Annotated in this window: 21 protein-coding genes; 12 read left to right on the top strand and 9 right to left on the bottom strand. The window is 68.5% G+C overall.

Annotated features, from left to right (window positions below; all coding sequences use genetic code 11):
* The first annotated feature begins 8 nt into the window (after positions 1–8).
* The 6 genes from mnmE (at position 9) to ACU5AP_RS02800 (ending at position 6,117) form a co-directional block, all read left to right on the top strand.
* Complete coding sequence (gene mnmE, locus ACU5AP_RS02825) at positions 9–1,322, top strand: tRNA uridine-5-carboxymethylaminomethyl(34) synthesis GTPase MnmE (RefSeq protein ID WP_446680760.1); 1,314 nt, start codon at positions 9–11, stop codon at positions 1,320–1,322.
* 63 nt (positions 1,323–1,385) lie between these two features.
* The gene (gene mnmG / locus ACU5AP_RS02820) at positions 1,386–3,299 is read left to right on the top strand and encodes a tRNA uridine-5-carboxymethylaminomethyl(34) synthesis enzyme MnmG (protein WP_446680797.1); all 1,914 of its coding nucleotides are present in this window, start codon (positions 1,386–1,388) and stop codon (positions 3,297–3,299) included.
* Positions 3,299–3,919, top strand: coding sequence for a 16S rRNA (guanine(527)-N(7))-methyltransferase RsmG (rsmG, locus tag ACU5AP_RS02815; protein WP_446680759.1), 621 nt, complete (start codon positions 3,299–3,301; stop codon positions 3,917–3,919). Before mnmG ends, rsmG begins: the two co-directional genes overlap by 1 nt.
* A 19-nt stretch (positions 3,920–3,938) precedes the next feature.
* Positions 3,939–4,745: a ParA family protein gene (locus tag ACU5AP_RS02810; protein WP_128719199.1), complete on the top strand. Its 807-nt coding sequence runs from the start codon at positions 3,939–3,941 to the stop codon at positions 4,743–4,745.
* A gap of 30 nt (positions 4,746–4,775) precedes the next feature.
* Entirely contained in the window at positions 4,776–5,663 is an 888-nt protein-coding gene (locus ACU5AP_RS02805; protein ID WP_128719200.1) for a ParB/RepB/Spo0J family partition protein, read from the top strand.
* Between the two features lie 265 nt (positions 5,664–5,928).
* The gene (locus ACU5AP_RS02800) at positions 5,929–6,117 is read left to right on the top strand and encodes a hypothetical protein (RefSeq protein ID WP_446680758.1); all 189 of its coding nucleotides are present in this window, start codon (positions 5,929–5,931) and stop codon (positions 6,115–6,117) included.
* Positions 6,118–6,155: 38 nt separating this feature from the next.
* On the opposite strand, the gene holA is transcribed toward ACU5AP_RS02800, so the two are convergent.
* From holA to ACU5AP_RS02780, 4 genes are all read right to left on the bottom strand, one after another.
* Positions 6,156–7,208: a DNA polymerase III subunit delta gene (holA, locus tag ACU5AP_RS02795; protein WP_128719202.1), complete on the bottom strand. Its 1,053-nt coding sequence runs from the start codon at positions 7,206–7,208 to the stop codon at positions 6,156–6,158.
* A 10-nt stretch (positions 7,209–7,218) separates the two neighbouring features.
* Positions 7,219–7,701, bottom strand: a complete 483-nt coding sequence (gene lptE / locus ACU5AP_RS02790; protein WP_128719203.1) for an LPS assembly lipoprotein LptE — start codon at positions 7,699–7,701, stop codon at positions 7,219–7,221.
* Positions 7,701–10,280, bottom strand: coding sequence for a leucine--tRNA ligase (leuS, locus tag ACU5AP_RS02785; RefSeq protein WP_446680757.1), 2,580 nt, complete (start codon positions 10,278–10,280; stop codon positions 7,701–7,703). Before leuS ends, lptE begins: the two co-directional genes overlap by 1 nt.
* Positions 10,281–10,367: 87 nt before the next feature.
* On the bottom strand, positions 10,368–10,817 hold the full coding sequence (locus ACU5AP_RS02780; RefSeq protein ID WP_003166564.1) for a DUF3576 domain-containing protein: 450 nt from the start codon (positions 10,815–10,817) through the stop codon (positions 10,368–10,370).
* A 346-nt stretch (positions 10,818–11,163) separates the two neighbouring features.
* Here ACU5AP_RS02780 and ACU5AP_RS02775 point away from each other — a divergent pair, with 346 nt between their 5' ends.
* The gene (locus ACU5AP_RS02775) at positions 11,164–11,565 is read left to right on the top strand and encodes an NtrZ family periplasmic regulatory protein (RefSeq protein ID WP_046652691.1); all 402 of its coding nucleotides are present in this window, start codon (positions 11,164–11,166) and stop codon (positions 11,563–11,565) included.
* A 14-nt stretch (positions 11,566–11,579) separates the two neighbouring features.
* Here ACU5AP_RS02775 and ACU5AP_RS02770 read toward each other — a convergent pair whose 3' ends face one another.
* Positions 11,580–12,242: a thiamine phosphate synthase gene (locus ACU5AP_RS02770; protein ID WP_223850638.1), complete on the bottom strand. Its 663-nt coding sequence runs from the start codon at positions 12,240–12,242 to the stop codon at positions 11,580–11,582.
* Between ACU5AP_RS02770 and ACU5AP_RS02765 the strand changes: the two genes are divergently transcribed.
* The 4 genes from ACU5AP_RS02765 (at position 12,241) to ACU5AP_RS02750 (ending at position 14,867) form a co-directional block, all read left to right on the top strand.
* Positions 12,241–12,951: a YggS family pyridoxal phosphate-dependent enzyme gene (locus tag ACU5AP_RS02765; RefSeq protein WP_095046069.1), complete on the top strand. Its 711-nt coding sequence runs from the start codon at positions 12,241–12,243 to the stop codon at positions 12,949–12,951. The two genes, ACU5AP_RS02770 and ACU5AP_RS02765, sit on opposite strands and share 2 nt — an antisense overlap.
* Before the next feature lie 62 nt (positions 12,952–13,013).
* A complete protein-coding gene (locus tag ACU5AP_RS02760) occupies positions 13,014–13,700 on the top strand; it encodes a response regulator transcription factor (protein ID WP_003166566.1) in 687 nt (228 codons plus the stop codon).
* A gap of 7 nt (positions 13,701–13,707) precedes the next feature.
* The gene (gene gcvA, locus ACU5AP_RS02755) at positions 13,708–14,649 is read left to right on the top strand and encodes a transcriptional regulator GcvA (protein WP_128719205.1); all 942 of its coding nucleotides are present in this window, start codon (positions 13,708–13,710) and stop codon (positions 14,647–14,649) included.
* A gap of 95 nt (positions 14,650–14,744) precedes the next feature.
* Positions 14,745–14,867 carry a hypothetical protein gene (locus tag ACU5AP_RS02750; protein WP_003166568.1) on the top strand — a complete coding sequence of 41 codons (123 nt, stop codon included), beginning with the start codon at positions 14,745–14,747 and terminating at the stop codon, positions 14,865–14,867.
* Between the two features lie 7 nt (positions 14,868–14,874).
* Here ACU5AP_RS02750 and ACU5AP_RS02745 read toward each other — a convergent pair whose 3' ends face one another.
* On the bottom strand, positions 14,875–15,783 hold the full coding sequence (locus tag ACU5AP_RS02745; protein WP_128719206.1) for a hypothetical protein: 909 nt from the start codon (positions 15,781–15,783) through the stop codon (positions 14,875–14,877).
* A gap of 87 nt (positions 15,784–15,870) precedes the next feature.
* On the opposite strand from ACU5AP_RS02745, the gene ACU5AP_RS02740 reads away from it, so the two are divergent.
* Entirely contained in the window at positions 15,871–17,277 is a 1,407-nt protein-coding gene (locus tag ACU5AP_RS02740; RefSeq protein ID WP_128719207.1) for an SLC13 family permease, read from the top strand.
* Between the two features lie 7 nt (positions 17,278–17,284).
* Here ACU5AP_RS02740 and xth read toward each other — a convergent pair whose 3' ends face one another.
* From xth to ACU5AP_RS02725, 3 genes are all read right to left on the bottom strand, one after another.
* A complete protein-coding gene (xth, locus tag ACU5AP_RS02735; RefSeq protein WP_128719208.1) occupies positions 17,285–18,082 on the bottom strand; it encodes an exodeoxyribonuclease III in 798 nt (265 codons plus the stop codon).
* A gap of 229 nt (positions 18,083–18,311) precedes the next feature.
* Positions 18,312–18,953 (bottom strand): LolA family protein, encoded by a 642-nt coding sequence (locus tag ACU5AP_RS02730; RefSeq protein WP_046652698.1) that lies wholly within the window; start codon positions 18,951–18,953, stop codon positions 18,312–18,314.
* Between the two features lie 298 nt (positions 18,954–19,251).
* On the bottom strand, positions 19,252–21,747 hold the full coding sequence (locus tag ACU5AP_RS02725; RefSeq protein ID WP_128719209.1) for an FtsK/SpoIIIE family DNA translocase: 2,496 nt from the start codon (positions 21,745–21,747) through the stop codon (positions 19,252–19,254).
* Positions 21,748–21,909 lie beyond the last annotated feature (162 nt).

The following is a 21,909-nucleotide window of genomic DNA, read 5'->3' as shown; positions in this document are numbered from 1 at the left end:
CTGACGGCGTGAGCGACACCATCTTCGCCCTCGCCACCCCGCCGGGGCGGGGGGCCATCGCCGTGCTGCGCCTGTCGGGTCCAGCCACCGAAACGACGCTGACGGCGCTGGGGGCAGGGGGGCTGACGCCCCGCCTGGCCTCGGTGCGCAGTTTGCGCCAAGAGGGCCGTCTGATCGACGAGGCTCTGGTGCTGCGCTTCGTGGCTCCGCGCTCCTATACGGGCGAGGACTTGGCCGAACTGCATCTGCATGGCGGTCGCGCCGTGGTCGAAGCGGCCAGCGCCGCCCTCATCGCGCTGGGCCTGCGCCCGGCCGAGCCCGGCGAGTTCACCCGACGGGCTTTCCAGAACGGCCGCATGGATCTGGCCCAGGCCGAGGCCGTCGCCGACCTGATCGACGCGGAAACGGACGCCCAAAAGACCCAGGCTCTGGGCCAGCTCGACGGCGCCCTGTCGGCGGCCTACGCCGGTTTCCGCCGTGATCTGCTGAAGGCCCTGTCCCTGGTTGAGGCCGAGATCGACTTCCCCGACGAGGAAGTGCCTGACAATCTGGCGCGCACCGCCGGGCCGATTCTGGACGCCCTGGCCGCCGACCTGCGCGCGGCCCTGGCCGATTCCGATCGCGGCCGACGGGTGCGCGAGGGCTATCGCATCGTCCTGATCGGCGAGACGAATGCGGGCAAGTCTTCCCTGTTCAACGCCCTGGTGGCGCGCGAGGCGGCCATCGTCACCCCGATCGCCGGGACGACGCGCGACGTGCTGGACGCCGACATCATGATCGGCGGCTACGCCGTCACCCTGTCGGACACGGCGGGTCTGCGTGACAGCGACGATCCGGTCGAGGCGGAGGGCATCCGTCGCGCCCGCTTGCGCGCCGAGGGCGCCGACCTGCGTCTATGGGTTCGTTCGCCCTTCACCGAAGGCGATACGGATCCGGCTTTCGGTTTCATCTGTTCCTCGGACCTTCAGGTGTTGAACAAGTCCGACCTGGGCGCAGTGGCGACGGCGCCCGATCTCGAAGCCTTGAGCGTCAGCACGACGACGGGGCAGGGGCTGTCTGAACTGCATGACTGGGTCGCGGCTCGCTTGGCCCGCGACCTGTCCGGCGCCGACTTCCCGGCGGTGACGCGTGAGCGCCATCGTCGTCGCTTGGCGGAAGCTCTGACCGCGGTTGAGGCAGGGCGTCGTGCGCTCGATCTGGCGCCCGAGATGGCGGGGGACGACCTTCGTCGCGCCGCCGACGCGCTGGCTCGCGTCACCGGGGCCATCGGGGTGGAGGACATTCTGGGCGAGGTCTTCTCCTCCTTCTGCATCGGCAAATAGGCCCGGCTTTCGCCTGTTTCACGTGAAACAATGGTTCTTGAGCCGGTGGCGATTTCGGCTCGAATGGACTATGTGGACGCCATGAGTTCGACTCCCGATCATACCTTCGACGTCGTCGTCATCGGCGGCGGCCACGCCGGATGCGAAGCCGCGACGGCCGCAGCGCGTGCGGGCGCCCGCACCCTGCTTCTGACCCAGAAGCTGGAGACCATCGGCGAGATGAGCTGCAACCCGGCCATTGGCGGCCTGGGTAAGGGCCATCTGGTGCGCGAGATCGACGCCCTGGACGGCGTCATGGGGCGTCTGGCGGACGTGTCCGGCATACAGTTCCGCATGTTGAATCGCTCCAAGGGCGCCGCCGTGCGCGGCCCGCGCAGCCAGATCGACCGTCGCCTGTATCGCGAGGCCATGCAGGCCGAGCTGGCCGACTATCGGAAGCTGACCCTGATGGCGGGCACGGCCGAGGGCCTGATCCTGAACGGCGACCGGGTGGTCGGCGTGACGACGGGGGCAGGGGAGACGATCCGCGCCGGCGCCGTGGTGCTGACGACCGGCACCTTCCTCAATGGCGTGATCCATCGCGGTGATCTGCGCATTCCGGCGGGCCGATATGGCGAAGACCCCTCGACGGGGCTGGCCGGTGATCTGCATGACGCCGACCTGATGATGGGGCGGCTGAAGACCGGCACGCCCGCGCGCCTAGACGGCCGAACCATCGCCTGGGATCGGCTGGAGATGCAGGCGGCCGACGATCAGCCCGCGCCCTTCAGCTTCCTGACGGACCGCATCGAGGTGCCGCAGATCGCCTGCGGCGTCACCCACACGACGGAAGAGACGCATCGCATCATCGCCGAGAATCTGGGCGAGAGCGCCGTCTATGGTGGCCGCCTGTCGGGACGCGGTCCGCGCTATTGCCCCTCGATCGAGGACAAGGTGGTGCGTTTCGCGGACAAGACCAGCCACCAGGTCTTCCTGGAGCCGGAAGGTCTGGATGACCCCAGCGTCTATCCGAACGGCATATCGACTTCGGTATCGGATGCGACCCAGCTGGCCTTCCTTCACACCATGCCGGGGCTGGAGAGGGTTGAGGTTTTCCGCTTCGGCTACGCCATCGAGTACGACTATGTCGACCCGCGCGAGCTGACCCCGGCGCTGGAGGTCAAGAAGCGCCCGGGCCTCTATCTGGCGGGCCAGATCAACGGCACGACCGGCTATGAAGAGGCGGGAGCCCAAGGGCTGATCGCGGGTCTTAACGCGGCTCGCGCCGCCGCCGGTTCCGACCCGCTGATCCTCGGCCGGGATCAGGCCTATATCGGGGTGATGATCGACGACCTGGTGACGCGCGGCGTCACCGAGCCCTATCGTATGTTCACCAGCCGGGCCGAGTATCGGCTCACCCTGCGTGCAGACAATGCGGATCAACGCCTGACGCCGGTCGGCATTGAGGCCGGAATCGTCAGCGCCGACCGCGCTAGGGTATGGCTGGATAAGGCTGGCCGGTTAGACCGGGCGAACCGTGTTTCACGTGAAACGCAGTTCACGCCCAAGGAGGCGGGGACTCTGGGCATCACCGTCAATGCGGATGGGCAGCGCCGCTCGATCCGCGATTTGCTGGCCTTCCCCAACGTGTCGCTGGATCAGTTTGTTTCGGTCCGGCCCGAGATCGCCGACTGGCCTGTCGCCGTGCGCGAGCAGGTGGAGATCGACGCCGTCTACGCCGGCTATCTGGACCGTCAGGCTCAGGACGCCGAGGCTCTGCGGCGGGAGGAGGGGCTGTCCTTGCCTGCTGATCTCAACTACGCGGCCATCGGCGCCCTGTCGAATGAGGTACGTGAGAAGCTGGCCATGATCCGCCCGCTGACTCTGGGCCAGGCCGGGCGGATCGAAGGCATGACGCCGGGCGCCCTGACGGCGCTGCTGGCGCATGTGAAAAAGTCGAAGGGCGTGGAAGCCGATCTTGCGGCGGTCGTCGCCTGATGTCGGACGCCATTCAGACCTTCCGCGCCCAGACGGGCGCCAGCGACGCCAGCATCGCCGATCTGCAAGCCTTTCTGGTCATGCTGACCGAGGCCAATGAGGTGATGAATCTGGCCGGGCCGGACACCATTCCCGACTTCTGGAACCGCCATGCCTGGGACAGCGCGCAACTGCTGGACTTGGCGCCGGAGGCCAAGACCTGGGCTGATCTGGGGGCGGGGGCGGGCTTTCCCGGCGTGGTCCTGGCCATCCTGCTGAAGGGCCGCCCGGGCGCCCATGTCTGGCTGATCGACAGCCTGGGCAAGCGCTGCCGCTTCCTCCAGACCATTGTGGATGCGCTTGATCTGCCCGCGACCGTCGTCAACGGGAGGGCTGAGGAGCAGACGATTTCCGTCGACGTCGTCACCGCGCGCGCAGTGGCGGCGATGGACAAGCTGCTGGGTTATGCACAGCCCTACTTCCGACGTGGTGCAAAAGGCCTGTTTCTTAAGGGAGAGAAGGCCGAGGCTGAGTTGAAAGAGGCCCGCCGGGTCTGGCAGTTTGAGGCTGAGCTTACGGTCTCGCGCAGCGATCCGCGCGGCCGCATCGTTTCACTGGGGAGCCTTCGCCGTGTCCGTTGAGTCCGTAAAGCAGCCCCGCATGCATGAAACCCGTGTCCTGGCGGTCTCCAACCAGAAAGGCGGGGTGGGCAAGACCACGACCGCCATCAACCTGGGCACGGCCCTGGCGGCGATCGGGGAGAAGGTGCTGATCGTCGACATGGACCCGCAGGGTAATGCCTCCACGGGTCTGGGTGTTCCACGTGAAACACGACGGGTGACGATCTATGACGTCATCGTCGACGGCCGCCCGGTGGACGAGGCCGCCATTGAGACCGCCGTGCCGGGCCTGTTCATCGTCGCCGCCGACGCCGACATGTCGGGCGTCGAGATCGAGTTGAGCCAGGCGGATCGCCGGTCCTATCGCCTGCGCGACGCCCTGGCGAAGCAGGGGGGCAATGGTCATGCCCGGTTTGACTATGTGCTGATCGACTGCCCGCCGTCGCTGAACCTTCTGACGCTGAACGCCATGGCGGCGGCCGACGCCGTCCTGGTGCCGCTGCAGTGCGAGTTCTTCGCCCTGGAAGGCTTGACCCAGTTGATGCGGACCATCGACATGGTGCGCCAGAGCCTGAATCCGGCGCTGGATATTCAGGGGCTGGTCCTGACCATGTATGACCGCCGCAACGCCCTGTCGGGTCAGGTGGCGGCCGATGTGCGCGCCCATTTCGGCCACAAGGTCTATGACAGCGTCATCCCTCGCAACGTTCGGGTGTCCGAGGCGCCGTCCTTCGGCAAACCGGCGCTCATCTATGATCTGAAATGTGCGGGCAGCCAGGCTTATCTGAAGCTGGCCCGTGAACTGGTGGCGCGCGAGCGTCAGCGCCGTCAGGCCCTGGCCGCCTGACCTAACTTGTAAAGCAACGGAAACAGCATCTTGTCCGAACGTCAGCGTGGTCTGGGCCGGGGTCTCTCGGCGCTTCTGGGAGAAAACGCGCAGGAGCCTGTCGCCGTCGACGCGACCGGCCCGGCGCCGGCCGGCGTGCAACGCGCGCCGATCGAGGCGCTGAAGCCGAATCCGGACCAGCCGCGCAAGATCTTCGCCAAGACGGATCTGGATGAACTGACGGCCTCGATCCGCGACAAGGGAGTGCTGCAGCCCATCCTGGTGCGGTCGCAACCGGGCGAGCAGGGCGTGTGGCAGATCATCGCCGGCGAGCGCCGCTGGCGCGCCGCCCAGGCCGCCCGCCTGACCCAGGTGCCGATCGTCGTGCGCGAGATGGACGACATCGAGGTGCTGGAAGTCGGCGTCATCGAAAACGTCCAGCGCGCCGACCTGAACCCGATGGAAGAGGCCAACGCCTATGCCGTCCTGATGGAGCGCTTCGGCCGCACCCAGGACGCTCTGGCGGGGGTGGTGGGCAAGAGCCGCAGCCATGTGGCCAACACCCTGCGTCTGCTGCAACTGCCCGAGGCGGTGCGCGAGCATGTGGTGCGGGGCGATCTGTCGGCCGGCCACGCCCGGGCCTTGATCACGGCGCCGAATGCCGAGGAACTGGCGACCGAGGTCATCGCCAAGGGGCTGAACGTCCGTCAGACCGAGGCCCTGGCGCGTCGTGCGGCGGAGGGCCCGAAAACGCCCAAGGCCAAGCCGACCATGAGCGGCGAGGGTGCGGCCGACATCGCGGCCCTTGAGCAGGATCTGTCCGACGCGCTTGGTCTGAAGGTTTCGCTGGCCGACAAGGGCGGCAAGGGCGAGATCACTGTCAAATACGGCACTTTGGAACAGCTCGACGACCTGTGCCGACGCCTGATGCGGGGCTGACACCCATAACGAAAAAGCCCGTCCAGGAACAAGCCGGGACGGGCAAGTCGGGGATGAGAGCGAGTGCTGACGCGCCAGCAGGTGATGACGCGCATGACTCGATCGATGATCGAGGACCGATCATCGCCATAGAAATCCCCTATATACGTTTGTGTCAATACAGCTCATTTGGCGTATTGGTCAGGGCTCGGGGCCGTCTAAGCGGAAAGAGCGGCGCAGGGCGTGGAAGGGCTTGTTTTTCGCGCAGGGCTGCTAGGATCGGCCTATGAACGAAATTTCTAAGAAATGGAGTGCTGCTGAGGCGCTCAAGCGTGCGCTGGCTGCGGAGAAGGCGGCTCAGCAGGATGGCGGCTTTGCCGGCGTTGATGGAGCTCGCAAGGCGGAGCGGTCGATGCAGCGTCAGGCGGCGGCCTTGAACAAGCCTGCTTTCCGTCGCGCCTCCAAGCGAGGCTGAGGGAGCCTTCCGCCGGCCGCCGTCGTCCCCTGTGCGCGTTAGAGCCCCATGCGCTTGGCGCGGGCGGCGATCTCCAGCAGCAGGCGTTCGGCGATCAGGGCCTCGGGCATGCCTGTGGTCTTGGTCATGACGTCGGCGGTGTTGACGCTGTCCTGCAGCTCGTCGAGCAGTTCAAGCCGCCAGACGCGCGATTGGCGCAGCATTTCCGCTTCCTGTTTCCAGAACACGCCGGCGGCCTTGGCGGCCTCCTTGGCGCCAGCGCCGTTGGCCTGCAAGATATTGATTCGGCGTAGTTTTCCAAGATGAAGCGAGGCCATGCGTACGGCCATGACGGCGCTTTCGCCCTCGGCCAGGGCGCGACGCAAACCCGCCTGGGCGGGGCCGGGGCGGCCGCCGAAGGCCTGCAAGGCGGCGTCGGACAGGGAGGCGTCGGGCTCGACCCCCAGGTGGGCGTCCAGCTCCTCGACGTCGATGGTGCGGCCCGATCCGGGACCGATATAGAGGATCAGCCGCTCGATCTCCTGACGCATCAGGCCGCGTTCGCGGGGCAGGCGGGCGACGAAGCGGTCCAGGGCGTCGGATGACAGGCCGACCTTGTCCGCGCCCAGGGCCTCGCGCGTCATGCGGGCGACATCGCCGACCTCGTCTTCATAGCAGGCGATGGCGACTGCGCCCTGGGCCTTTTCGGCGGCCTTGCGCAGGGCGGATTCGCGGCCCAGCGCCCCGGCCTCGACCACCAACATGGCGTCGGGATTATAGGCGCCCTCGGCGTGGGCGGTCAGGGCGGCGGCCACGGCCTTGTCCACGCCTGCCTTGCCGTCCGACATCCGGATGCGCACCAGGCGCCGCCCGCCGATCATGCTGAGCGCCGTCAGCGCCTCTTCCAGCCGCACGGCGTCGCCGTCGATGTCGGCCTCGGTCAGCAGGGTGACGTTGAAGGGGTCGTTCAGATCCGAGGTGATCGTGCGGCACAACGTCAGGGCGCGCTCGGTCACGCCCGAACGGTCTTTGCCGTGGATGACGGCGGCGCGGACGCCAGCGTCCGGCGCCTTCAGGAAGCGGTCGACGTCGGGCCGCTTGGACAGGATCATGCGAAGGCCTTCAGAGCCCCGCCAGGACGCGCATCATGTCCAGGCGGATCAGACGAGCCAGGTCGGCGGCGGCCCGGTCCTCGCCGTCCTGCTGGGCGGCGATGGCGGCGTAGGGCTGATCCGCGGCGGCGTAGGTGACTGTCGTGGTCTGCACGCCCTTGATCGTCTTGCCGCCAGCGGCGGGGGTCAGGGCCCAGGCGGCCTTGACGGTCAGCTCATAGCGGCTGGCGGTGTCGTCGATGCGGCGGCCCAGAGGGCGACGGCTCTGCTCGACCTCGGTCGTCAGGCGATAGAGGGGGGCCTGTGCGCCGTCGCGGCCGAAGGCGTCCTCCAGCTGCTCGCGCAGGCGATAGCCCAGACGGTCGTCCGGCGTGGTCACGGCGATGCGCGACAGACCGCCGCTGACGCCGGTCTCGCCGTACATGGGCGTGAAGCCGCAGGCCGACAGCAGGCTTGCGCCCGCCAGGACGCCGAGCAGGGCCAGGCGGCGCATCAGCCGGCCACCAGATTGACGATACGGTCGGGCACCACGATCACCTTGCGAACGCTGAGGTTGTTGGCGGCAAGGTAGGCTTGAACCGTCGGATTGGCGAGAGCGGCGGCCTCGACCGTCGCATTGTCCGATCCGCGCGGCAGGACGACTTCGCCGCGACGTTTGCCGCCGATCTGCACGGGCAAGGTGACCTGGTCGTCGGCGGCCAGGGCGGCGTCATAGACGGGCCAGGGCGCGTCCAGCACCATTCCGGCCTCGCCCAGCCGGGTCCAGCATTCCTCGGCCAGGTGCGGGGTGAAGGGCGCCATCAGCCGCGCCAGGGCGGCCAGGGCGGTCTTCTTCGCCTCGGCGCCCGCCTTGTCGTGTTGGCGGATGGTCGCCAGGAAGGCGTAGAGCTTGGCCACGGCCGAGTTGAAGCGGAAATGCTCGACGCCTTCGCTGACGGCCTTGATGGCCTTGTGCGTCTCGCGGATCAGGGCGGCGTCCGCATCGGGGTTCGCTGGCGCGGCGGCGTCAAAGCCGTCGAACTCGCCCCAGACGCGCTGGACGAAGCGGGCGGCGCCTTCGACCCCCCCGGTCGACCACTGGATGTCGCGCTCAGGCGGGCTGTCGGACAGGATGAACAGGCGGCCGGCGTCTACGCCATAGGCGGTGATGATGTCCTGGGGCGCGACCACGTTCTTCTTGGACTTCGACATCTTTTCGATGTCGCCGATCGTGACGGCGGCGCCGGTGGACAGGCGGGTGGCGACGCGCTGGCCGTCCGCCGTCTCGATGCGGACGTCTGACGGCTCGACCCAGCGCGGTTTGCCGCTGTCCTCATGACCGTCGAAATAGGTCTCGTGGACCACCATGCCTTGGGTGAACAGGCCCGCGAACGGCTCCTTCACGTCCATCAGACCGGCGTCCGACAGGGCGCGGGTGATGAAGCGGGCGTAGAGCAGGTGCAGGACCGCGTGCTCGACGCCGCCGATATATTGATCGACCGGCAGCCATTTGGCGGCGGCGGCCTTGTTGATCGGCTCGGCCGCCTTGGGGTCGGCGAAGCGGGCGAAATACCAGGAGCTGTCGACGAAGGTGTCCAGCGTGTCCGTCTCGCGTCGGGCGGAGGCGCCGCATGACGGACAGTTGACGTGCTTCCAGGTCGGGTGGCGGTCCAGCGGGTTGCCGGGGACGTCGAAGGTGACGTCCTTGGGCAGTTCGACCGGCAGCTGATCGGCCGGAACCGGCACGACGCCGCAGGCCTCGCAGTGGATGACCGGGATGGGGCAGCCCCAGTAGCGCTGGCGGCTGACGCCCCAGTCGCGCAGGCGATAGATGGTCGCGCCCTGGCCGGTTTCGGCAGCCTCGATCCGGCGGATGGCCTCGGCCTTGGCGGCCTCGATGTCCAGACCGTTCAGGAAGTCGGAATGGAAGATGGAGCCGGGGCCGGTATAGGCCTCGTCCGTCACGGCGAAGTCGTCGCCCGCGCCCTCGGGGCGGACGACCGGGATCACCGGCAGATCGTATTTGCGGGCGAAGTCCAGATCGCGCTGGTCATGCGCCGGGCAGGCGAAGATGGCGCCGGTGCCGTAGTCGGACAGGATGAAGTTGGCGATCCACACCGAGACCTCGGCCCCAGTGAAGGGGTGGACGACCTTCAGCCCCGTGTCCCAGCCGATCTTCTCGGCCTGTTCGATGTCGGCCTGGCTGGCGCCGCCCTTGCGGCATTCGGCGACGAAGGCGGCGACCTTGGGGTCGGCCTCGGCCAATTGTTTCGAGATCGCATGATCGGGAGCCAGACCCATGAAGCTGGCGCCGAACAGGGTGTCGGGACGGGTGGTGTAGATCTCCAGTCCGTCATCGAAACCAGCCGGAGCGGCGCCCGCCCAGGCCCATTTCATCTGCAGACCCTTGGACCGGCCGATCCAGTTTTCCTGCATCAGGCGGACCTTCTCGGGCCAGCGGCCTTCCAGCTCGGCCAGGCCGTCGATCAGATCATCCGCATACTGAGTAATACGCAGGAACCACTGGTTCAGCTTGCGCTTCTCGACCACGGCGCCCGAACGCCAGCCGCGCCCGTCAATGACCTGCTCATTAGCCAGGACGGTGTTATCGACCGGATCCCAGTTGACCACGCCGTCCTTGCGATAGACCAGGCCACGCTTGAACAGCTCCAGGAACCAGGCTTGCTGCTTGCCGTAGTAGTCGGGGTCGCAGGTGGCGAACTCACGCGACCAGTCCAGCGACAGGCCCAGCAGCTTCAGCTGGTCGCGCATGGCGGCGATGTTGGACCAGGTCCAGTCGCCAGGGTGGACGCCGCGCTCCATGGCCGCGTTCTCGGCCGGCATGCCGAAGGCGTCCCAGCCCATCGGATGCAGGACGTCGAAACCCTGCGCCCGCTTGTGACGCGCCACCACGTCGCCCATCACATAGTTGCGGGCGTGGCCCATGTGGATGTTGCCCGACGGATAGGGGAACATCTCCAGGACGTAGTATTTCGGACGGCCGGTGTCGGCGTTGGACACCGAGAAGGCGTCGGCCGCAGCCCATCGGGCCTGCTGGCGGGGTTCGGCGGTCTTGGGCTCGTAGCGGGCCACGGCGTATCCTGAGGCGGCGCCTCAGGCGCGAAGCTTGAGGCGGGCCTGAGGACGCGTTGAAGACGAAAGGTGAGGGGCGGCCGGTCTTTAGCGACGGGCCGCGTTGGCGAGGTTGAGCTGGCGCGCCTTGGTCAGGATGGCGTTCTCCAGATCGGTTTCGGTCTGGGCCGCGACCGGAGCGGAGACCCAGGCGCCGGCGGCGTCCTTGACTTCCTTGGTTACGGCGACGTTCAGGGCGTCGGCGCGCAGGCGGCGATCCAGGATGAAGACGGTCGCCTTGAAGCGCTCGTTCGGCGCCTGCGGATTGACGTACCAGTCATAGTTGACCACGCCGCCCCACGGATCGGCGCTGGTCAGGGGCATGAAGGACAGGGTGTCCAGGGTGGCGCGCCACAGATAGGCGTTCACGCCGATGCCCAGCTGGGCCTCCATGGTGGGCGCCTTGGCCTTAGAGCCGCCGAACGGCAGGCTGGAGCAGCCCCCGAGCAGCAGGCCCGAGGCGATCAGGGCGACCGCAGCGCCGCGAACAAGAGCCATTCCGTGATCTCCGTGAAAGGGTTTGACGGCGCGTGAGGGAACGTCGCCTGGCGACGCCCACGCACGTTCGCGTCAGCAACGCTCTATAACACGGCGAAAAGGGGCGATGACAAGGCGATCTGGCATCAGACTCGACCGATAGAGGCCTCGGTCTCGCCCTTCTGCGTGACAAGGGCGCCACAGCCCGCGCCGGAGTCGCCTGGAACCTGTACCATAGGGCCACGTTCCGTTGACCGTAGGAATGCAGTCCATATCTTATCCCCAGATCAGACGCGGCTCGTTCAGGCGTTCTGAGGTCGTCAACGAGGATCGCCGCAGAAAACGAGCGGTCCATAGGGTGGGTGAAATGCGTTTCGTCGCCGTCATCGCTGCAAGCGTGGGCGCCCTGGCCTTGGCCGGGGCGGCGACCGACGCCGCTGCGCAGACGCGCGGCCGCGCCCCTGCCGTCAGCCTGACCGACATCGCCGCCCAGTCGCCCAGCACCCCGACCGCCGCCCAGCGCCGCGGCCTGCGCTGGAACGAGAACGGCCGCTGGGGCCTGAACTTCAACCTGAACCAGCCCGTCGGCCGCGAAGCCGACTGGGGCGACGTCGAGGCCGGGGCCTATTACCGCCTCAGCCCGCGCCTGCGCGTCGGCGCCGCCGCCAACTTGGCCTCGCCGGAAGTCGATCCGGCCCGTGCGCCCGAAAGCGCCGCTGATCGCCGCGCCGCCCCGCGCGTGCGCCTCGAGACCATCTTCAAGTTCTGATCCTGGGCGCTCTCTCAGCGAGAGGTGAACGCCGCTTGGATCGCCTCCACGCCCGCTAGACCGCACGCGCCTGATTCGCTGAGGGCTTGCGCGTTGCGCGCCGTGACGCCGCCCAGGGCGTAGACCGGGCAGGGGGCCATGGTGACCAAGGCGGAGAACCGCTCCACGCCCAGCGCGGGCTTGGCCGCTGAAGCGCCGCCGGCCGGGAAGACCGGCGACAGCACCAGGGCGTGCAGGTCGCGCGCGCCGCGCACCGCCGCTTCCGAATGCGCCGCGCCGGTCAGCAGCCAGTCTGGCCGCCGTCCCGACAGGGCGTAGGCCGACGAGAGGGCGCGTTCGGGCAGGTGTACGCCGTCAGCCTCCACCCGCTCGGCCAGGGCGGCGTCCAGCCCGACCAGCAGCAATGCGCCTGCCGCCCGCGTCGCCTCGCGCAGACGAAGCCCGGTCTCGACGGCGTCGGCGGCGCCGAAGGCGCGGTACACGACCCCAGCGCCCGCAGGCAGCCGCGCCGCCGTCTCCCACGGCCGGGGCGTCCGCTCTGGATCGGTGAAGAACAGCAGGGGCGGCAGGGGGCGCGGGCTGACAGGCGCCGCCGCGAGGGCTACAGACTGCGACAGGGTCTGGGCCGCCGCCCAAAGGGTGCGCGCGTCCTCGGCCATGAGTTCGGACAGGGTCATGACCGCCACTACGCCCGCTTTCGCCGTTTCGTCCATCGCCGACCGCTTCGCCGAGGTGCGTCGCCGCATCCATGACGCGGCCCTGGCGGCGGGCCGCGACCCTGCTTCCGTGGTGCTGACGGCTGTGTCCAAGACGCAGGGCGACGCCGCCCTCGACGCCGCCCTGGCGGCCGGCCAGCGGGTGTTCGGCGAGAACCGGGTGCAGGAGGCCAAGGCCCACTGGGATGAGCGTCGCGCCGCCCTGCCGGATCTGGAGCTGCGCCTGATCGGCCCCCTGCAGACCAATAAGGCGCAAGACGCGGTCGAACTGTTCGACGTCATCGAGACTCTGGATCGCGAACGCCTCGCCGCCGCCCTGGCCGCCGCCGCGCGCAAGACGGGCCGTCGCCCTCGCATGCTGGTTCAGGTCAATACGGGCGCCGAGCCGCAGAAGGCGGGCGTCCTGCCGGACGACGCCGACGCCCTGATCGCCGCCGCGCGCGACGTTCACGGCCTGACGGTCGAAGGGCTGATGTGCATTCCCCCGGCCGATGAAGACCCCGCGCCGCACTTCGCTGTGCTGGCCGCTATCGCTGCGCGTAACAGCCTCTCGGTCCTGTCGATGGGCATGAGCGGCGACTATTTGACGGCGATCGAGGCGGGGGCGACCCATGTTCGAGTGGGTTCGGCCCTGTTCGGGGAACGAAATATGGTCCCTGCGACCTCTTAGGACGCAATATCGCGTTTGGCGCCCTTGGCGTCAGGCTCAAGCCTCGCCATTCTAAAGAGACCATGCGCACGCCCAAGACCATTCTGATCATCGATGACGACAACGACCTGCGCGAGGCCTTGGCCGAGCAGTTGGCGCTTCATGAGGAATTCCGCCCGGCCCAGGCCGCGACGGCGACCGACGGCGTGCGCCAGGCCAAGGAGGCGCGGGCCGATCTGATCCTGCTCGACGTCGACCTGCCCGACATGGACGGCCGCGAGGCCTGTCGCCTGATCCGCAAGGCGGGCGTGTCCACCCCGGTCATCATGCTGACGGCGCAGTCGTCGGATTCGGACGCTATCCTCGGTCTCGATTCCGGCGCCAACGACTATGTCACCAAGCCCTTCCGCTTCGCGGTCCTGCTGGCGCGCATCCGCGCCCACCTGCGCAGCCACGAACAGTCCGAGGACGCCGTCTTCCAGGTCGGCCCCTATGAGTTCCGCCCGGCTTCCAAGCTGATGGTCGACGACAAGGGCAAGAAGGTCCGGCTGACCGAGAAGGAAACCAACATTCTCAAGTACCTCTATCGCGCCGGGGCCAAGCCGGTGTCGCGCGAAGAGCTGCTGACCGAGGTCTGGGGCTACAACGCCGGGGTCACCACCCACACCCTGGAAACGCACATCTATCGCCTGCGTCAGAAGATCGAGGTCGAGCCGGGCCAGGCCCGTCTGCTGCTGACCGACGCCGGCGGCTACCGCCTCCAGCCCTGACCCTCAGATGAGCGAGCGTCGCCCGACCCCGCCGCTGGTGGCGCTTCGGGCGTTCGACGCAGCCGCTCGCCTCGGCAGCTTCCGCGAGGCGGCCGAGGAGTTGGGCGTCACCCCCGGCGCCGTCAGCCGCCATGTGAAGGCGCTGGAGATGCGGCTGGGCCTGCGCCTGTTCGATCGTTTCAACCGTTCGGTGCGCCTGACCGCCGACGGCAAGCGCCTGGCCCAGGGCGTGGCCGACGCCTTCGAGCGGCTGGAAAGCGCGCTGGAGGCCGTGCGGCCGGGCCGCTCGCGCCAGCTGCGCATCACCGCCTTGCCGTCGCTGGCCAGCAAATGGCTGTCGCCGCGCCTGCATCGCTTCAGCGAGGAAAATCCGGATCTCGACCTGATCGTCTTCGCCGAGGACCGCATCGCCGACCTATCGAACGGCGAGGCCGACGTGGCCCTGCGTTACGGAGAAGGCCCCTATCCGGGTCAGGTGGCGCGACGACTGGTCAATGAGCGGCTGATCCCGGTCTGCGCCCCGTCTTTCGCCGCCGCGCGGCGGTTGAACCAGCCGTCCGACCTGCTGGACGTGGTGCTGATCCATGAGACCTGGCACGACATGCCCTACGCCGACCGCATGGGCTGGAAGGCCTGGTTCGAGAGCGCCGGGGTCGATGATCCCCGGGTGAACCACTTGCGCGGCCCCCATTTCAGCCACAGCCATCTGGCGCTGGAGGCGGCTTTATCAGGACGCGGCGTGGCCCTGACCTCGGCGCCCCTGGCGGCGGACGACCTGCGCGAGGGGCGGCTGATCCAGCCGGTCGATCACGCCCTGACCAACGACCTGGCCTATTGGGCGGTGGTCCTGCCCGAACGGGCGGACGAACCCAAGCTGCGGCGCTTCCTCAACTGGATCGTGGCGGAATCGCGGCTGGATGAGGACGCGAATGCGGATCGGGTGATCTGAGATCACCCTACGCGGCCTAACCGTGGTTTGTCCCGTACAGTCGAGCCGCCTATCTTGAGACCGTTCGGAACTCCCCCGCCGAAAGGAACCAAGTCATGAAACTCGTGCATCCCCGCGCTTCGAGCTTCTCGTTCGAAGGCATCGTCGTCTTCACCGGCAGCGTCACCCTGATCCTGATGGGCGTGCTGGCCGGGGCCAAGCTGCTGGGCGCAGCCTGAGCTTAAATCAACGCGGGCGCCATTCGCTGAGAAGCGCGCCCGTGGCCCCATCCTCGAAGGCCAGCCGGTCCAGCCGCAAAGCGGCGATGCAGACCGGCCGGCTTTCGGCGTCCTGCTGGACGCAATGGACGGCCTTGCCGTCCGCGAAGGCGGTCAGCCGTCCTTCCAGCCGCAGCGCATAGCCGCCCGGCGCCGGCGTCGGCGCGACGCCCTTTTCTCCCCGAATGACATGGACATAGGCCTGGCCCTGACGACGGCCCAGGCGCGAGCCGCCCGTTTCGAACACGGCGGCCAGCCCGGCGCTGCGTTCGGGCTGGACGATTGGCGGCGCCGCGACGTCGTCAACGACCTTGGCCTCAGTCGTCTTGCCCTCGGCGGGCGTCTTGATCGCCGTTTGAGCCGGCGAAGGCGCGAGTTCCGGGGCGGGGGCGGCCACAGCTGTTGACGCCGGACAGGCGTCCAGCCCGCTCCATGGCCGGGCGATCCAGAAGCCTTCGACCGCCTCCCACTTGTCGACCGCCCCCTCGCGGGTCGCCGGGACCAGGGCCGACGCGCCCAGGTCTTCCGGCGTGACCGTCAGGGCCAGGCTTCCGTCGGCATTGCGAACGAGGCGGGGCAGGCCGCCGGCTTCGCCGGCGACGGCCGCCTCGCCGCCGCAACCGAAGGGCAGGCGCACCGACACCGTTCGGCCGGTCAGGGCCGCGTCGCGCGTCTGGCCGTCGGCCAAGGCGGTTCCGGCCTCGGTCAGGGCGGCCAGAAGGGCGGCGCGGTTCAACGTAGAATCCAGCACGACCGTCGGCGGCGGGGCCGGATCCGCAGGGGCGGCCGGTTCCGGCGGCCGCTGGCACCAGGTCAGAAGCGGCAGGGCCGCCGCCAGGGCGAGCGGCGCGGCGAGACGGGTCGTTGTGATCGACATGGAACCAGCCTAACACGGGAAACGCTGATTGGCGCCCCGACCCGTGATCGTGGTCGCGGCTGGGCTGAAAAAGGGGGTCTTGCGCGGGTGACGCTGGACCAGATCATCGCTCTCATCGTTCTGATCGCCGTGGTCGGGGTGATGATCCACGGGCGGATGCGTTCGGACGTGGTGGCGCTCAGCGGGGCGGCGGCCCTGCTGCTGTTCGGCGTGGTCCGCCCGGTCGAGGTGCAGAGCGCCTTCGCCAGCCCGGCGGTCATCGCCCTGGCCGGGCTGTTCGTCATCGCCTACGCCATCGAGCTATCGGGCCTTCTGGGCCTGATGATCCGCAAGGCGACGGGGCTGTGTCGGCGTTTCGGCGCGACGGGCATCTGGGTGGTGATCGGCCTGTGCGGCTCGGTCGGCGGCTTTCTGAACAATACGCCGGTAGTGGTGCTGGCCGCGCCGGTCGTGCGCGACATGGCCAAGTCGCTGAAGCTGTCGCCCAAGCGGTTCCTGATGCCGCTCAGCCATGTGACGGTGCTGGGCGGCCTGCTGACCCTGATCGGCACCTCGACCAACCTGCTGGTCAACGACATGGCGCGAAACGCCGGTCAGCCGGTGTTCAGCCTGTTCGAGATCACGCCCGTGGGTCTGATCATCGCCCTGGTCGGCGGGCTGTGGCTCTATTTTTTCGGCGCGCGCCAATTGGGCCGCTCGGCCACGGCTGAGGAAGAAGCTGAAGCTGAACGGGAGCGCCTCGCTGCGGAAGCGCAGGCGGTTAAGGGAGCGCGTCGGTGGCGTCTGCCCTTCTCCCTGCCGTCGTTGGCCCGGCTCGGCGAAAGCCGCAACCAGCGCGACGGCACCGGCGACGCCCACCTGGGCGACGTTGATCTCTATTCTTCAGCGGACCGCCCATTGCAGTGGAAGCGGGCGCTGATCGCCCTGGCGGTCTTCGTCCTGGTGGTGGCGGCGGCGGGTCTGGGAATCGCGCCCATCGCGGCGGCGGCCTTCGCCGGGGCGGTGGCCCTGATCCTGCTGGGCGTGCTGACGCCGGAAGAGGCCTATTCGGGGTTGAAGCCGGACATCCTGCTGCTGATCGCCGGCATGGTGGTGGTCGGCACGGCGATCGAGGTGACGGGGCTGGCGGCGCAGGGGGCGGGCCTGCTGATCGAGGTGATCCGTCCGTTCGGGCCGCTGGGCGCCTTGATCGTGCTCTACGGCGTGACCCTGTTCGCGACCGAGCTTTTGTCCAACGCCACGGTGGCCGTGCTGGTGACGCCGATCGCGGTCGCCCTGGCCGAGAGCCTGGGGGTCGATCCGCGCCCCTTCCTGGTGGCGGTGATGATGGCCGCCTCGGCCGCCTTCGCCACGCCCTTCGGCTATCAGACCAACGTCCTCGTCTATCAGATGGGCGGCTACAGCTACATGGACTTCGTCCGCGTCGGCACGCCGCTGAACCTGATCACCTGGGCGGCGGCCATGGTCGCCATCCCGATCTTCTTCCCCTTCTGAGGCGGCCTCAGACGTCCAGGTCCATCACGACCGGGGCGTGGTCGCTGGGCCGTTCCCATTCGCGCACCGTATCGAGGATGCGGGCGCTGCCCTTGACCACGGCGGGCGTCAGGCCGGGCGAGGTCCACAGGTGGTCCAGCCGCAGCCCCCGGTTCGACTTGCGGAAATCCTTGGCGCGATAGCTCCACCAGCTGGCCAGCTTTGTCGGGTCGGGGATCTGGTCGCGCAAAACGTCGGCGAAACCGCCTGCGTCCTGAAGCCGGTACAGGGTCTCGACCTCGCCGGGGGTGTGGCTGACCACCTTGGACATGAAGCGGTGGTTCCAGACGTCGTTCTCGCCCGGCGCGATATTGAAATCTCCGGCCAGGACCAGAGGCCGCTGGCGGTCGCGGGTCTTCATCTCGGCGGTCAGCCGCTCATAGAAGTCCATCTTGTGATCGAACTTGGGGTTCAACGCCCGGTCGGGCAGGTCGCCGCCCGCCGGGATGTAGAAGTTCTGCACCTCCACCCCTTCGACCACGGCCGAGACGCAGCGGGCGTGGCCCTCGCGGCAGACGTCCAGCTTGGGGCTGTCGACGATGGGCAGGCGACTGGCGATCGCCACCCCGTGCCAGCCCTTCTGACCGCCGATCCGCAGGTAGGGCAGGCCCATGTCGATGAAGGCCTGACGCGGGAACTGGTCCTCGGTGCATTTGATCTCCTGCAGGCACAGGACGTCCGGGGCGTTCTCGGCGACGAAACGGGCGACCTGATCAATGCGCAGGCGGACCGAGTTGATGTTCCAGGTGACGATGCGAAGGCTCATGCCAGCGGGCTTAGCAGCTTGGCGGGGCGGGGTCTAAGCCGGTTGGGCGCGCATTAAAAAAGCGCCCGGAGCGAAGTCCGGGCGCATGAAGTTCGTCTCTCTCGCCGCCAGGCGGGGATGAATCCGTGGCGGGCGGGACGGCCGCCGCCGTCCTGTGCCCAAAGTGTCACGCCCGACGAAAAAGGTCAAACTGTCACAAATTCGCCCTGCTTCTTTTTCTGGGCGCGGATCAGTTGCGGCGATTGCGACGCGTCGGGTCGCGCAGCTGGAACAGACTGGCGGCCAGGCCCGGCGCCGGTTGCAGCGTGGTCAGCTGGACCCGCGTACGCGAGCCTTGCGCGTCGGTGATGGTCCATTCCTGCAGCCGCACGGGCGAACCGGCGAAGGCCAGGATGACCGAGCCTTCGTTGGGACGGCGCGCGTCGCGGGCGGTGATGGCGAAGGCGCCGGAGTCCATGCGCGTGATCCGGTCGATCTTCACGCCCTGATCCAGCCGGACCTCGCGCGCCAGGAAGGTGGACAGCGGGGTCTGGCCCAGCGGCGCCTGACGGAAGACGTTCAGGCGCGGATCCCAACGGCTGACGTTATTGCCGTCGGCGACGACCAGCAGGCCCGCAGGCTCGGTGTATTCGAACCGCATCTTGCCGGGCCGCTGCAGATAATAGCGGCCGGTGCGGCGCTGATTGTTCGGCCCGGTCTCGACGAACGTCCCCTGGGCCGTGGTCATGGCGGTCAGATAGGTCTGGGCCTGGCGCAGGACGGCCTGGTCGTCGGCCGACAGCCCGGCCTGCGCCAGGACGGCGGCGGGGGCGGCGGCGAGCGCGACCAGGGCGGCGGAGCCGAGGCCGAAGGCGCGGCGGGAAATGCTCATGTCTTTTCTTCTCCCGTTCTGAACGGTTTTCGACCCGGTGAGGGTGGGGGCTTCATCCGGCAGGCTGATGACGCCAGCCTGACCATATTCCGGCGCTCCGATGAAGCGGCGTTCATTGTTTTAGTGTCCTAGCGCTCGCGACGCGGTCGCTCGCTGCTTGAGGACGTGAGGCGTCTAAGCGTCGACTGAGCCGCGGGGTTCCCCAGGCGTGCGCTCGTGATTGGCGCTCAAGCAGCGAGCGACCGCGTCGCGAGCGATAGCGCCCGGCGGCAAAGCCGCCGTCTCGGCGCAGCCGAAACTACATAGGCGGCGGTCCGGCCAGCACCTCGCGCTTGCCGGCGTGGTTGGCGGGGCTGACGACGCCTTCCTGCTCCATGCGTTCGATCAGGGTGGCGGCGCGGTTGTAGCCGATCTGCAGGCGGCGCTGGACGTAGGAGGTCGAGGCCTTGCGGTCGCGCGTGACCACGGCCACGGCGCGGTCATAGAGGTCGTCGCCTGTGCCGCCGCCTTCATCGCCATAGGCGCCGTCGCCATCTCCGTCCGGCTCATCGGTGATCAGGTCGAGGTATTCCGGCTCGGCCTGGGCGCGCAGGTGTTTGCAGACCTCTTCGACCTCCTGGTCCCCGACGAAGGGGCCGTGCAGGCGGGTGATGCGTCCGCCGCCCGCCATATAGAGCATGTCGCCCTGACCCAGCAGCTGTTCGCCGCCCTGTTCGCCCAGGATGGTGCGGCTGTCGATCTTCGACGTGACCTGGAAGCTGATCCGGGTCGGGAAGTTGGCCTTGATGGTGCCGGTGATGACGTCCACCGACGGGCGCTGTGTCGCCATGATCAGGTGGATGCCTGCCGCGCGCGCCATCTGGGCCAGACGCTGGACGGCGCCTTCCACATCCTTGCCCGCGACCAGCATCAGGTCGGCCATCTCGTCCATGACCACGACCAGATAGGGCATGGGCTCGGGCCGGATCTTCTCGCTCTCGTAAACCGGGCGGCCCTGCTCGTCGAAGCCGGTCTGGACGGTGCGTTCGAAATGCTCGCCCTTTTCCTGGGCCTCGCGGGCGCGTTCGTTGTAGCTGGCGACGTTGCGGACGCCGAGCTTGGACATCCGGCGATAGCGGTCCTCCATCTCGCGCACGGTCCACTTCAGGGCCACGACCGCCTTCTTGGGATCGGTCACGACCGGCGCCAGCAGGTGCGGAATGCCGTCATAGACCGACAGCTCCAGCATCTTGGGGTCGATCATGATGAAGCGGCACTCGGCGGGCGAGTGGCGATACAGGATCGACAGGATCATGGCGTTGACCCCGACCGACTTGCCCGAGCCGGTGGTGCCCGCGATCAGCAGGTGGGGCATCCGCGCCAGATCGGCGACATAGGGCTCGCCGCCGATGGTTTCGCCCAGCGCCAGCGGCAGCAGATGGCTCTTCTTGTCGTATTCGCCGGACGCCAGCAGGTCGCGCAGGAAGACCGTCTCGCGCTTGGCGTTGGGCAGTTCGATGCCAATGGCGTTGCGGCCCTGAACCACGCTGATGCGGCAGGCGCGGGCCGACATGGAGCGGGCGATGTCGTCCGCCAGGGCGACGACGCGGCCGTGCTTCACGCCGGGCGCGGGCACCAGTTCATACAGGGTGACGACGGGGCCGGGGCGGATCTGGTCGATCTGGCCGCGCACGCCGAACTCCTGAAGCACGCCCTCCAGCATCTTGGCGTTGGCCTTCAGCGATTCCTCGTCGACGGCGCCGCCGCGCTGGCCGGGCTTGGCCAGAATGCCCAGCGGCGGCAGTTCGAAGCCGCCTTCGCCCGCGAAGTCGAAGGCCTGTTGGTCGGCGTCGCTGCGCACGGGCTTGGGCGCCTTGACGGCCGCCACCTTGGGCTCGGCCGGGCGGTTGGCGCGGGCCGAGGGCGGGGCGATGGGGGCGGGGGCCGCATCCTCCCACGGCGGGGTGTAGGCGTCGGCCTCGTCGGCATAGGCGTCCGCATCGTCGGATGCGTCTGCGGCGGGGGCAAAGGCGGCCTGGGGCTGCATGGGCGCCGCGAGGGGGCCGTCCGCCTCCATCTCCTCGGCTTCGGGCAGGCGATGGCGCGGTTTGCGGACTGGGGCGGCGGCCTCGGCGGCGGCGCGCGGGGCCTTGCCCGGTTTGGCGGTCTTGGCCGGTCGGGCGGCGCGGGCCTCGGCGCCCTTTTGCGCGGCCCAGCCGGCGGTGTCGGTGAAGTCGCGCAGGCGCAGGCCTACGGTATAAGCTAGGCTCCACAGCGCCAGGATCACGAACAGCACGCCCAGAATGATGCGCGCGCCGGGGATTTTCAGGGCGCCCAGACCGTTGGCGGCCAGGCCGGTGACGGCGTCGCCCCACAGCCCGCCCATGCCCGCCGCCAGCGGCCATTTCGCGGGCGCCGCCGGGGCCGACAGGGCGGCCGACAGCAGCAGCACGCCCGCGACGGCGCAGAAGATCTTGAACGGCGTCGGCTGCAAGCGGTGCTGCAGGGCGTCGCCGATGGCCACGGCCAGACCGAAGGCGATCAGCAGCAGGACGGCGGGCCAAGCCGCCAGCCCCAGCGACTGCATGATCAGGTCGGCGAAGGTCGCGCCCGCGCCGCCCAGCCAGTTGGTCGGCGCCTGGCTTGATGCGGCGTTCCAGCTGGGATCGGCCGGGTTCCACGAGATCAGGGCCACCAGCAGAAGGGCGGCCAGCATCGCCTGCAGCACCCCCCTGAACCGCACGGCGAAGGGCGCCGCCCAGACGATGCGGACGGTGCTCCAGACGCGTTGGCCGAGCGCGAGGGCGGCGGACATGAAGGCGGACCCCTGAATGGGACTGAAAGCGGACTCCGGTCCTTAGTGCCTCGCATAAGGTTAAAGCGGCATTTACCAGCCCGGTCTTTGCTGGCGGGGATGAGCCCTTATGTCCCATCAGGCAGGCGGGCTTGTGGTGGCGTGAAGTGCGATAGGGGCCTA

The sequence above is a fragment of the Brevundimonas sp. RM1 genome, from assembly GCF_052907225.1.
The sequence above is the reverse complement of the archived record's forward strand: the minus strand, read 5'-3'. Positions and strand labels throughout refer to the sequence as shown.

What these genes read in the sequence shown, in the direction of transcription:
- mnmG (WP_446680797.1), top strand. Translation starts at nt 1,386, where the DNA reads ATGGACTATGTGGACGCCATGAGTTCGACTCCCGATCATACCTTCGAC.
- rsmG (WP_446680759.1), top strand. Translation starts at nt 3,299, where the DNA reads ATGTCGGACGCCATTCAGACCTTCCGCGCCCAGACGGGCGCCAGCGAC.
- ACU5AP_RS02810 (WP_128719199.1), top strand. Translation starts at nt 3,939, where the DNA reads ATGCATGAAACCCGTGTCCTGGCGGTCTCCAACCAGAAAGGCGGGGTG.
- ACU5AP_RS02800 (WP_446680758.1), top strand. Translation starts at nt 5,929, where the DNA reads ATGAACGAAATTTCTAAGAAATGGAGTGCTGCTGAGGCGCTCAAGCGT.
- holA (WP_128719202.1), bottom strand. Translation starts at nt 7,208, where the DNA reads ATGATCCTGTCCAAGCGGCCCGACGTCGACCGCTTCCTGAAGGCGCCG.
- lptE (WP_128719203.1), bottom strand. Translation starts at nt 7,701, where the DNA reads ATGCGCCGCCTGGCCCTGCTCGGCGTCCTGGCGGGCGCAAGCCTGCTG.
- ACU5AP_RS02780 (WP_003166564.1), bottom strand. Translation starts at nt 10,817, where the DNA reads ATGGCTCTTGTTCGCGGCGCTGCGGTCGCCCTGATCGCCTCGGGCCTG.
- ACU5AP_RS02775 (WP_046652691.1), top strand. Translation starts at nt 11,164, where the DNA reads ATGCGTTTCGTCGCCGTCATCGCTGCAAGCGTGGGCGCCCTGGCCTTG.
- ACU5AP_RS02765 (WP_095046069.1), top strand. Translation starts at nt 12,241, where the DNA reads ATGACCGCCACTACGCCCGCTTTCGCCGTTTCGTCCATCGCCGACCGC.
- ACU5AP_RS02770 (WP_223850638.1), bottom strand. Translation starts at nt 12,242, where the DNA reads ATGACCCTGTCCGAACTCATGGCCGAGGACGCGCGCACCCTTTGGGCG.
- ACU5AP_RS02760 (WP_003166566.1), top strand. Translation starts at nt 13,014, where the DNA reads ATGCGCACGCCCAAGACCATTCTGATCATCGATGACGACAACGACCTG.
- gcvA (WP_128719205.1), top strand. Translation starts at nt 13,708, where the DNA reads ATGAGCGAGCGTCGCCCGACCCCGCCGCTGGTGGCGCTTCGGGCGTTC.
- ACU5AP_RS02750 (WP_003166568.1), top strand. Translation starts at nt 14,745, where the DNA reads ATGAAACTCGTGCATCCCCGCGCTTCGAGCTTCTCGTTCGAAGGCATC.
- ACU5AP_RS02745 (WP_128719206.1), bottom strand. Translation starts at nt 15,783, where the DNA reads ATGTCGATCACAACGACCCGTCTCGCCGCGCCGCTCGCCCTGGCGGCG.
- xth (WP_128719208.1), bottom strand. Translation starts at nt 18,082, where the DNA reads ATGAGCCTTCGCATCGTCACCTGGAACATCAACTCGGTCCGCCTGCGC.
- ACU5AP_RS02730 (WP_046652698.1), bottom strand. Translation starts at nt 18,953, where the DNA reads ATGAGCATTTCCCGCCGCGCCTTCGGCCTCGGCTCCGCCGCCCTGGTC.
- ACU5AP_RS02725 (WP_128719209.1), bottom strand. Translation starts at nt 21,747, where the DNA reads ATGTCCGCCGCCCTCGCGCTCGGCCAACGCGTCTGGAGCACCGTCCGC.